The sequence below is a fragment of the Pseudobacter sp. genome (assembly GCF_051955275.1).
Lineage (GTDB): Bacteria > Bacteroidota > Bacteroidia > Chitinophagales > Chitinophagaceae > Pseudobacter.
The window spans coordinates 1-8,380 of record NZ_JBQCGW010000052.1 but is presented as its reverse complement, the minus strand read 5'-3'; the positions used below and the strand labels follow the sequence as shown (position 1 = coordinate 8,380).

The following is an 8,380-nucleotide window of genomic DNA, read 5'->3' as shown; positions in this document are numbered from 1 at the left end:
TCTGTCCTTCCCGGTCGGCGGCATCTACTTTGAATTTTAGTTCACTTCGGGTTGCGGACGTTGATCCCTCCTGTTCAGGGTCTTCAGGTGTTTGCACAGGTACTGTGAAGCCGGTTCTATCAAATTGCACGGCCATGTGTTCCCCTGCATGCTTGATAGTGAAATAAGCCACTGCTTTTTTAAGCAGCAGGACTACATCCTGGAGACCGTCCTTAGTTCTTACCATTACGCTGCCTTCAGATTTCAACCAGGCAAGCAAATCACCGCCAAAAGTGGGCAGCAGGTAATTGTCATCCACGTTGGACATGATGGGCCTGAGCGCCCAATACGTGCGCAGGGGATGCTTCAATGGGTAATACTTCTGAAACTCTGATCCGGATTTGATCAGGAAATCATTGAGTTCTTTATACTCATTGGAATCGGTCCATTCCGTCCACTCTTCCTTATTGTCAAAAAGATAATTCAGCAACTGCTCCATACCATCCGCGGCGTATTCCATCAGGCCATCTTTGAGCATGGCGACTTCCCATTTATGTGCCGTCTCCATTGACTGTGATGTAGCCGTACGGATACCGTTATCCGTAATGATGGTATGAATGAAAGGAAGATCATCCAACAGTGTCAATGCAGCCAGTGGGAGCTGTACTGCTTTCAACAGGTCTGTTTCTTTTTCCGTTAGGGCATCGCTGCTGTTATATTTATCATCAAGGCTTTTGTATAAGGCTGCACCCAATACGGGCTTTATGTACTTCCTGCCTGCCTTGCTGAAGTTGGGAAGGTTGGATGTATTGCTGAGTTGGGAAAGGCGCGGAATCATTGCTTTGAGTTCCGCAATAGTTTTAATTAGCATTGGAGGGATCGTTTTGTGGTGAAACACCGGTAACCATTGGTTTGGTGTTAGAGCCGGTATCAAGAGTTGTAGGGATAGTGGCAGGAATGAACCATTCCAGCCGTTGATCTCCTGAATTGTATTTATCAGACCATCCGTTAAACCGGGAAATCAGATTGAATTTCCGGCGAACGTTTTGGCGTTCCAGTTCATGTATGATCACCTGTATTAATGTGCTCTCACGCACATTGCTGCCTCCCTGACTGTTGGTGTAAGGGCCGCTCGGCATGTTGGCGCCAATAATGCCGGGATTAAAGAGCATGGCAAAAGCGATTTCACTGTTGGCAGCAGCACTATCCGGCAGGAACTCCCCGTTTTTTGTAGTGTCTTCAATTGCTTTGATTTCGATATCAGCGATCAGCTTGCCATTGCCATCGTAGTAACCGCTACAAAAAATTGACTTGTAGGCATTCTTATTGCCGATTAAGAATTTCTCGATATTATCGTATTCCTTGTTCTTCTTTTGCTCTATCTCAGCGGCCGTGTAATCATCCCATAGCTTTCCATTCTCATCTTTTTCCCCCGAGAAAACACCATCCCAGTACTTTTCATTGATCACCACCACATACTTAGGGCGGAAATTGTTTTCAAACATGGCTGCTTTCATCTCAGGGACACCCTGGGCGATTTTTACCCATAAGTATGCAGCATACCACAATGCTGGTGGATAGTATTTTCTGCCCCAACCGGACTGCCGGGAGGTCATCACAAATTCGACATCTTTGGATTTTTCCACCCGCTTCTTTAGGTCAGCTAATGGGTTATTCCAGTTCAACAGCGGCACTTTAATAATCCGCTCATCATTCACATTATTGCCCACCTTATCCCAGCAGGCAGAATAGTATACATGCGGGATGCGTCCGTTTCCATCCATCTTTGCATACCGCATTTCAGTAACATCATCGCGCTGGAATGCAACAATTTTATCCCGTTTTCCGTTGAGCATGAAACGAACGGCGGTCTGCCCAAAAGCGCACTGATCTTTCATCCATGCATGCGTATGAAAAAAGTGATTATTGTCCTCCAAAAAATCTTGTATCTCCGGGTCCATTACAATCTTATCAATCACCATCTGCCCGTTTTTTTCATAATGCACCAGGGCAGGTAATACACCATTGCAGGCGGCAAATCGCGCTTTACCTTCTAAGATGCCGGACAATATTCCGGTTGTCTCAATGTCATGCGCCATCTCCATTGGCAGCAGGTTGTTAGTTCCCCATCTTGCCCACGGGATATGTTTTTCATTGCAATCAGGTTGCGGCACCTCTGTAAATGTCTTGCCAGCGCGTTGGTTCTCTTTTGCTGCCTTCATATCGACGAAGACGGCCTGAGCTCCTTCTGAATACCCGATGCCTCTAACAAACTTTTTCATTACACGATTTTTATATTGTTGAAATAGGCCATCAGCAGGTAGTGAACCTTTACAGGATGCTGCTTGCGGTCATTGGGATTGTAGATATTGAATGTCCGGTGATCGGAACCAGTGGTGGTTTTCTTGCGGCCCGTGGCCTTAAAATCAGACGGCCGGCCACCAACGGGACCGGCTTCTGAATATTTCTGCCACCCTTTTACACGCTTGATTTTACCACCAGTTCCGCGGGCGCGATCGGCAGTGACGAAATCCAGGTCGAATGGTTCGCCTGAATCGATGAGCTGAAGTACTTTGTGGCGCTGGATTGTTTCCATACCCAGCAAATTGCACCATTGATAGTGCAGGGGAAAGGACAAGAACTATTGCATATTACCGGCCTTCCATTTCTCCAAAAGATAGGCGGCACCCATGCCACGAGCTGCCTGACTGGAGCGCAATGCAAATTCTATAGCAGCCACCAGATCCTGATCACGATACTCATAAATATCCAGCCGGACACCAGCGGCATGGATCACGGATAGTTGCTTATCTATGCTGATATGAACACCGCGCTTCAGTTTCCACCGGTACTGCGCCACTACATTCTTGGAAACCTTCAGCTGGTTGTATATGCCCGGTTGGCTGACCACCTCCCGAAATTTTTTATTGATTATATCCAGGTTCATTAGCGCATGGTTGCATCGTTTTCAATCACGGCCTTTCTGTCCGCCTGTTCCTCTATGTCGCGCAGACTGGTTACTGCACGTATGCCATTACTCATTACGGTGCTCAATGCGATCACAGATCCTGCCAATTGCAGTAACACCTCATCTGAATTAACGGAAGGCTGTTTGCCCCCTTCAAATACGCCACCGGCAGCGTACATCTTTACCGTGTTGATGCCCTGGGTAATGGCAGGTACATCCACGTACTTAGGTTGATACGGCAATGGACGGATAGTGGCACCGCGTTTGTTCATGCTGGCATCGAGCAGACGGCTGACCACCCCGAAATTGTTCTTCACCGTATCAACGCTCAGGATGGCTTCACCACCTTCCAGCTCTGCCACTACGCGCCTGGTCCTCGGATCAACCACCGGCATACCACCGGCTGCATGTGAAGGCCCATTGAGAATACCACCCGTTGCCATCTTTGGCGGTTTGGATGTTGCGATAATGCCCAGCTGAACAGCGCCTAAAATACCCATCAGAGCAGCCAGCGGTATATTGGGAGCGGGCGGGGTTGCGAGTGCTGCAGCAACACCACGAGCCACCTGCACAGTGGTGGATACAAAGTTGATTGCTTTCTCCCGGTTGAACTGGCGCAAGCGAAGGGCCTTTTCCCTTTCTTCCTGCCGCTTTTCCAGCGCGGCAACTTTCCGGTCATACTCAGCCCCGGTGATGACCTTATTATCCAGCTGACGCTTGTACTGTTCCTTTTCCCGCTCGGTTCTTTTCCGGCCATCTTCAATGCGCGCATTTTCGTTGGCCTCCATTGTCTGGAAGACCTGCCCAACCGTTGTAAGAATATTGGAAGTGAAATCAGCTATCCTTTCTGCAAGGTCAACAAAGTGATTGATCGATTCCTGTTTACGAAGCTGATCATACTTACGATGAATATCAGCAACGCTTTTACCGGTCTTTTCCGCCTGCGCTATCTCTTCTTTTTCTTCCAGGTCAAGCTGCTCCTTAATAATTTGCAGCCGTCTCTTGCCGGTGGCAAGCATCAGATCAACTTCCTTTTGAAATTTCAATCCACCAAGCGCCTTATCGGACAATTCAGCAGCATTACGGGCAAGGGTCGTTTGGAATTTCACCAGCTGTTCCATCCTTTCCTCGTCGAGCTTGACCTGCTTTTCTTTGAGCTTTTTGGCTTCCTCCAGTCTTTTTTTGTTGTACTCAAGTACTGACTTTTCTAATATCTGCTGGTGTTCACGTTCTGCACTATCGATGGATATCCGGTAGAGTTTAACATACTGGTCGAGAGTAAGTTTTTGTTCATCCAATGCAGTCCTCAGATCACGATTCTGTTTATCGTACTTTATCTTGGAAGCATTGAGGTCCTTCATGAGCTGATTGGCGGTATAGGTATCCAGCTCCCGGGCCTGATCCATCAGCTGATCATGCAGCCGACTGAAAATATTCTCCTTTGCTTTCGGCTGATTCTTACCCAGTAATTTGTCGAGGCGTTTTTGCAACTCATCGAGCCGCTTTGCAGCCTGCGTATATTCTTTACTGCCAATGATTGAATTATCACGCAGTTCCGTGGTTAGCTGGATTTCCTTTTGCAGAGCTGCGATAGTATCACCTTTGTTGGAAGGGGCTTTGAGGTCATCATAATATTTCTGCCAGAGACCAAGCCGGATTTTATGGGTTTCTGCTAACCTGGTCAGTCCTGTTTTGCTGGCATTCGCTTCTTCTGTTTCAATGGTCTTGATTTCAAGGCGCACCTGGTCGAGTATTTTATCCCGGCCTGTCTTGTCAGCTGCTGCATAATTTTGCTGGAAGGATCGGATCTGCGTTAGCTCCCGGTCTCTTGCAGCTTCATTTTCGGCAGCGATTTCCTGATTGCGTTTCTTTGTAAAATATTCAGCTTTCATCGCATCTGTGCCGAACTTTTCGGTAAACTTATCACCGATATAACTAAGTGTAGTGATCAGTCCTGCTCCCCATTCACTCAAATTATTTGTCCACCGGGCTTTCCACTGATCTACTTTATCTGCGTTGGTCTCTAACGCTGGTCCCATCTTCTGAAGTTCCTCATCCACCACACCGAACGCAGCCTGCGCAAAATCACCTGTCTCTTTGAATTTGGTATTGATACGCTGAATATTGATACCTAAGTTATCGAGGATCAGCGGGCTTTTACGGGCAATACCGGTAACGATACTGTCAACCAGGTAATCCACAGATTGGCCGGTTTCACGGGCGCGGCGTTGTGCGAATTCCAACAGGGTGCCTAACTTTTCAACCGGGATCTGGAAGTTGTCAGCTGCCACTGCACGTTTCATTAATTCCAGGTCACTCACTGTACCCTTTGTGGCGGTTCTGAGTTTATCTAAAAGCTCAGGCTGATTCAGCCTATCAAATGCACGTCGCACACCTTCAGTTTCCAATGCTGTTTTAATAGCCTGTTGGCCCAAAGATTTCATCAGTTCGATTCCCTTTACAGCAAGATTTGCAAACAGATTACCGAAGAAAGAACTGTTGTTACCATCAGAATCTTTTGCAATATTTTTTTTTGCGCTGTTTATTGCATCCAGATTCTTTTTCTGCTCCTGAAGTTCAACATTGGCAGCCCGGTACTGCACCAACACTTTGGTATAGTCCGCATCACTGCTGCTCATTTGCTTGAGCCGCTTGCCCAATGCATCCACTGTGTTTTTTACATCGCGGAAGGAAGGCTCCAGTTCACCTTTCATTTTTCGGGTGGCCCGGTCAATCGGTTCCTGTAGCTTGTTCAACTCAGCGTTCAACCGGTTGATGATCTTCGGATCTGTCGCCTTTTCCAGTTCAGCTTTCAACTGCTGTTCTTTCTTCACCAATCGATCATATGCTTTCTCAGCTTCGCCGCTGGCAATGTATATATTGACCTGTCGGTTGACAGTTTGATTAGCCATAGTTATTTTTTATAGACGTTTTCGATAATGGCATCGGCCTGGTGCACTGCAACCAGGTCGGCCAACGCTTCAAGCCCATCCGGAGATGAAAGGGCTTTTTCAATAAAAGGTCTTTCCGGCCGGGAGCCGCTGCCAGCTTTACCCAACGAGGAAGGGTTGGTTGATTTCCGCTGACCGTATCGATCAATCCACCGGCTACCCTTGCTGCCACCCATGCCTTTACCTGCACCGGCGCTGATGAAGATCAGGGAACGGCTGATGGTGGTGAACGTCACCTTATTGATGACACCGGTACTATCAACGCCGTAACGATCCCTGATCCGGGAAAGGCTACGGCCTTTGATGCCCATAGCAGTGCCGGTGGACTTCATCAGGTTCTTTCCACTGGCTCCCCATTGCCGTACTGCATCGTTGTATTTGTCAAAATTTATTGCCATGATGTAAAAAATCCCCGCCGATGGCGGCGGGGATTTTGAAGGTTAGGAAATGGTTTCCCCTTGATCTTCCGGGTTTTTCTTATCGGCTTTATTGCCTTTCAAGGACGGCTTTTTACCCTTCCCTTCGTCCGGATCATCCTCATCGGTGATCCGTACGAAATCCTTGCGGCCCTGCTGGATCAATGCTTCCACTGCATGCGGTGGAATGTTCTGAGGTAACCCCTTCCATACATTGGGAATCCGGATCTCACGATTCCAGTTCCCTGTATGCTTAAATTGAGCTGCTGTGTCGGGATTGAGCAGCTGCTTTATGATTTCCGGCATATGAAAAAATGAAGGTTAGAGAAAAGAATTACACCGCTACATCGAGAGCAGCCAGGTAAAAGAATTTCTTTTTACACTTAATGGTCAGCGTGTATTTCTTCATGCCTTCTTTGGTGGTGGAGCCATCAAAAGCGAGTGTAACCGTTACAGGAACGCAGTCATCACCCAGCTGAATGTAACTGTCATTGTTGATGCAGTCCGCATCTTTGAGCCACACCACTTTCTGATCATTGAGGATATTCACCATCTGCTCCAGTGTTGCAGGGTTATCTCCTAAGATCACGAGTTCTGCGGTATGCTCCAGTTCCTGTGCACCCTCTTCACCAACTGTAGCGCTGGTATGCTTCACACTGTGAATTTGGGCATCCCACTGGAATGCGGTTTTGTCATCCACAAAGGTGTGAGCGGTTACGATCTTCACCTTATCACCCAGGGCAATGGGTAATGCGATGGGGCGCGCCCATACATCGATATCAGAAACGTGCGCATGCAAAAGCAAAGCTTTGTATCCGCCGCTCTTACCGGTTTGTGTGCTGCCCTTGATGTTCGCGTAATTTGGCATTATTGGTAATTGAAAAATGAATGAATGTTGTTTCAGGCTACTTCACTTCCTTGATCACAGATCCAACGCACTGATTTTTGATCAGATACTCGATGGATTCATCATCGGTAGCCAGTTCCTTTGCCGTGCGATCACCGATACCAGGGATATGCACTTTCGGCGTCAACACCTGGTACTTCTTTTTCTTGTACTCGAAGACAGGTAACGCATCTGAGCTGACAGACTGCACCGGCTCTGGTTCAGGGGCAGGGTCGGCCAGTGTTAACAGCGCTGATAAAAGGCTTTCGGCATCGAGATCCTCTTTTGCAGTTTGCCCTGTCGCTTCATTGAAGATGGCGCGGAGCACTGGTGCAGTGAAATCCTGCAATTGTGCAAGCGTCACTGTCAATAGGACTTTCTTAGTTTTTGACATGATAAAGTGTATTGAAGGAATCCGACAGGGTAGTTGTCGGATTCCTGATTTTTTAAAAGTTGATTGGAAATATTTACGCCTGGTCAGATACGCGCAGGGCTGCCAGCTGACGGATTTGGAAACCGATCATGAAGGTCATGGAAGCCTGGATGGTATACATCTGCTCCATAGCTTTGATCAGGTTCATATCATTCAGTTCGTCAGTTCCAGCTACGAGGTTTCCTTTTACGGTAGCGATTTGACGGCGGCTGCCACTTAACCAGGATACTGGTTTCAATCCGCAGCGCCTTTCGGTTTTTGCCAGGTAAGTAATACCATCGATGGTCTCAAAGTTTTTACTTACATCCTTTTCGTATTGATCCATCGTGAACTGGTAATCTGTCAGAGATTGGTAGATCAATGTAGGACCAGATTTTCCGAGCTGCACTGATTCCGGAAGGGAGCGATAAAGTTGCATTGCTTTGTCATAACCGTTCAGGGCGGTTACTGCACCCGTTGCTACAGGAGTAATATTGGAAGCAGCAATTTCTTCAGTAATAATTTTACCGAATCCTTTTGCTACTGCCCGGCCACCTGCCCAATCCCATTTTGCAGGGTGCGTGTCGGGTGATTGCCCTGCTGTAGTTACGGCTATACAACGGAAATAACGCAGCTCCGCATTTTGAGTGAACGTAACAAGATCACCCACCGCATAGGTGCTGGCTGGATTGAAAGCACTGAATGCTCCTTTTCCAACACCGTGGTATACTGTCTCCAAATTCAATTCCGTTCCGTTTCTTTTCATTA

10 protein-coding genes are annotated in these 8,380 nt (G+C 47.5%); all 10 read right to left on the bottom strand.

The features are described 5' to 3' along the window. A partial coding sequence (locus tag ACTHMC_RS05270) for a DUF6712 family protein (RefSeq protein ID WP_440411483.1) occupies positions 1-850 on the bottom strand: 850 nt, incomplete at its 3' end. Then, the gene (locus tag ACTHMC_RS05265; protein ID WP_440411482.1) at positions 840-2,261 is read right to left on the bottom strand and encodes a hypothetical protein; all 1,422 of its coding nucleotides are present in this window, start codon (positions 2,259-2,261) and stop codon (positions 840-842) included. The genes ACTHMC_RS05265 and ACTHMC_RS05270, both read right to left, overlap by 11 nt. Then, a complete protein-coding gene (locus ACTHMC_RS05260; RefSeq protein WP_440411480.1) occupies positions 2,261-2,575 on the bottom strand; it encodes a hypothetical protein in 315 nt (104 codons plus the stop codon). The genes ACTHMC_RS05265 and ACTHMC_RS05260 overlap by 1 nt, the downstream gene beginning before the upstream one ends. A 45-nt stretch (positions 2,576-2,620) precedes the next feature. Next, positions 2,621-2,926 carry a hypothetical protein gene (locus tag ACTHMC_RS05255; protein WP_440411478.1) on the bottom strand — a complete coding sequence of 102 codons (306 nt, stop codon included), beginning with the start codon at positions 2,924-2,926 and terminating at the stop codon, positions 2,621-2,623. Next, a complete protein-coding gene (locus tag ACTHMC_RS05250; RefSeq protein ID WP_440411476.1) occupies positions 2,926-5,859 on the bottom strand; it encodes a hypothetical protein in 2,934 nt (977 codons plus the stop codon). The genes ACTHMC_RS05255 and ACTHMC_RS05250 overlap by 1 nt, the downstream gene beginning before the upstream one ends. 2 nt (positions 5,860-5,861) lie before the next feature. Further along, a complete protein-coding gene (locus tag ACTHMC_RS05245; protein ID WP_440411474.1) occupies positions 5,862-6,296 on the bottom strand; it encodes a hypothetical protein in 435 nt (144 codons plus the stop codon). Between the two features lie 42 nt (positions 6,297-6,338). Next, the gene (locus tag ACTHMC_RS05240; RefSeq protein ID WP_440411472.1) at positions 6,339-6,620 is read right to left on the bottom strand and encodes a hypothetical protein; all 282 of its coding nucleotides are present in this window, start codon (positions 6,618-6,620) and stop codon (positions 6,339-6,341) included. 28 nt (positions 6,621-6,648) lie between these two features. Beyond that, positions 6,649-7,182, bottom strand: a complete 534-nt coding sequence (locus ACTHMC_RS05235) for a hypothetical protein (protein ID WP_440411470.1) — start codon at positions 7,180-7,182, stop codon at positions 6,649-6,651. A 37-nt stretch (positions 7,183-7,219) separates the two neighbouring features. Beyond that, positions 7,220-7,594 carry a hypothetical protein gene (locus ACTHMC_RS05230; RefSeq protein WP_440411468.1) on the bottom strand — a complete coding sequence of 125 codons (375 nt, stop codon included), beginning with the start codon at positions 7,592-7,594 and terminating at the stop codon, positions 7,220-7,222. 73 nt (positions 7,595-7,667) lie between these two features. Next, positions 7,668-8,380 (bottom strand): hypothetical protein (locus tag ACTHMC_RS05225; RefSeq protein WP_440411466.1); only part of this gene is annotated, 713 nt, incomplete at its 5' end.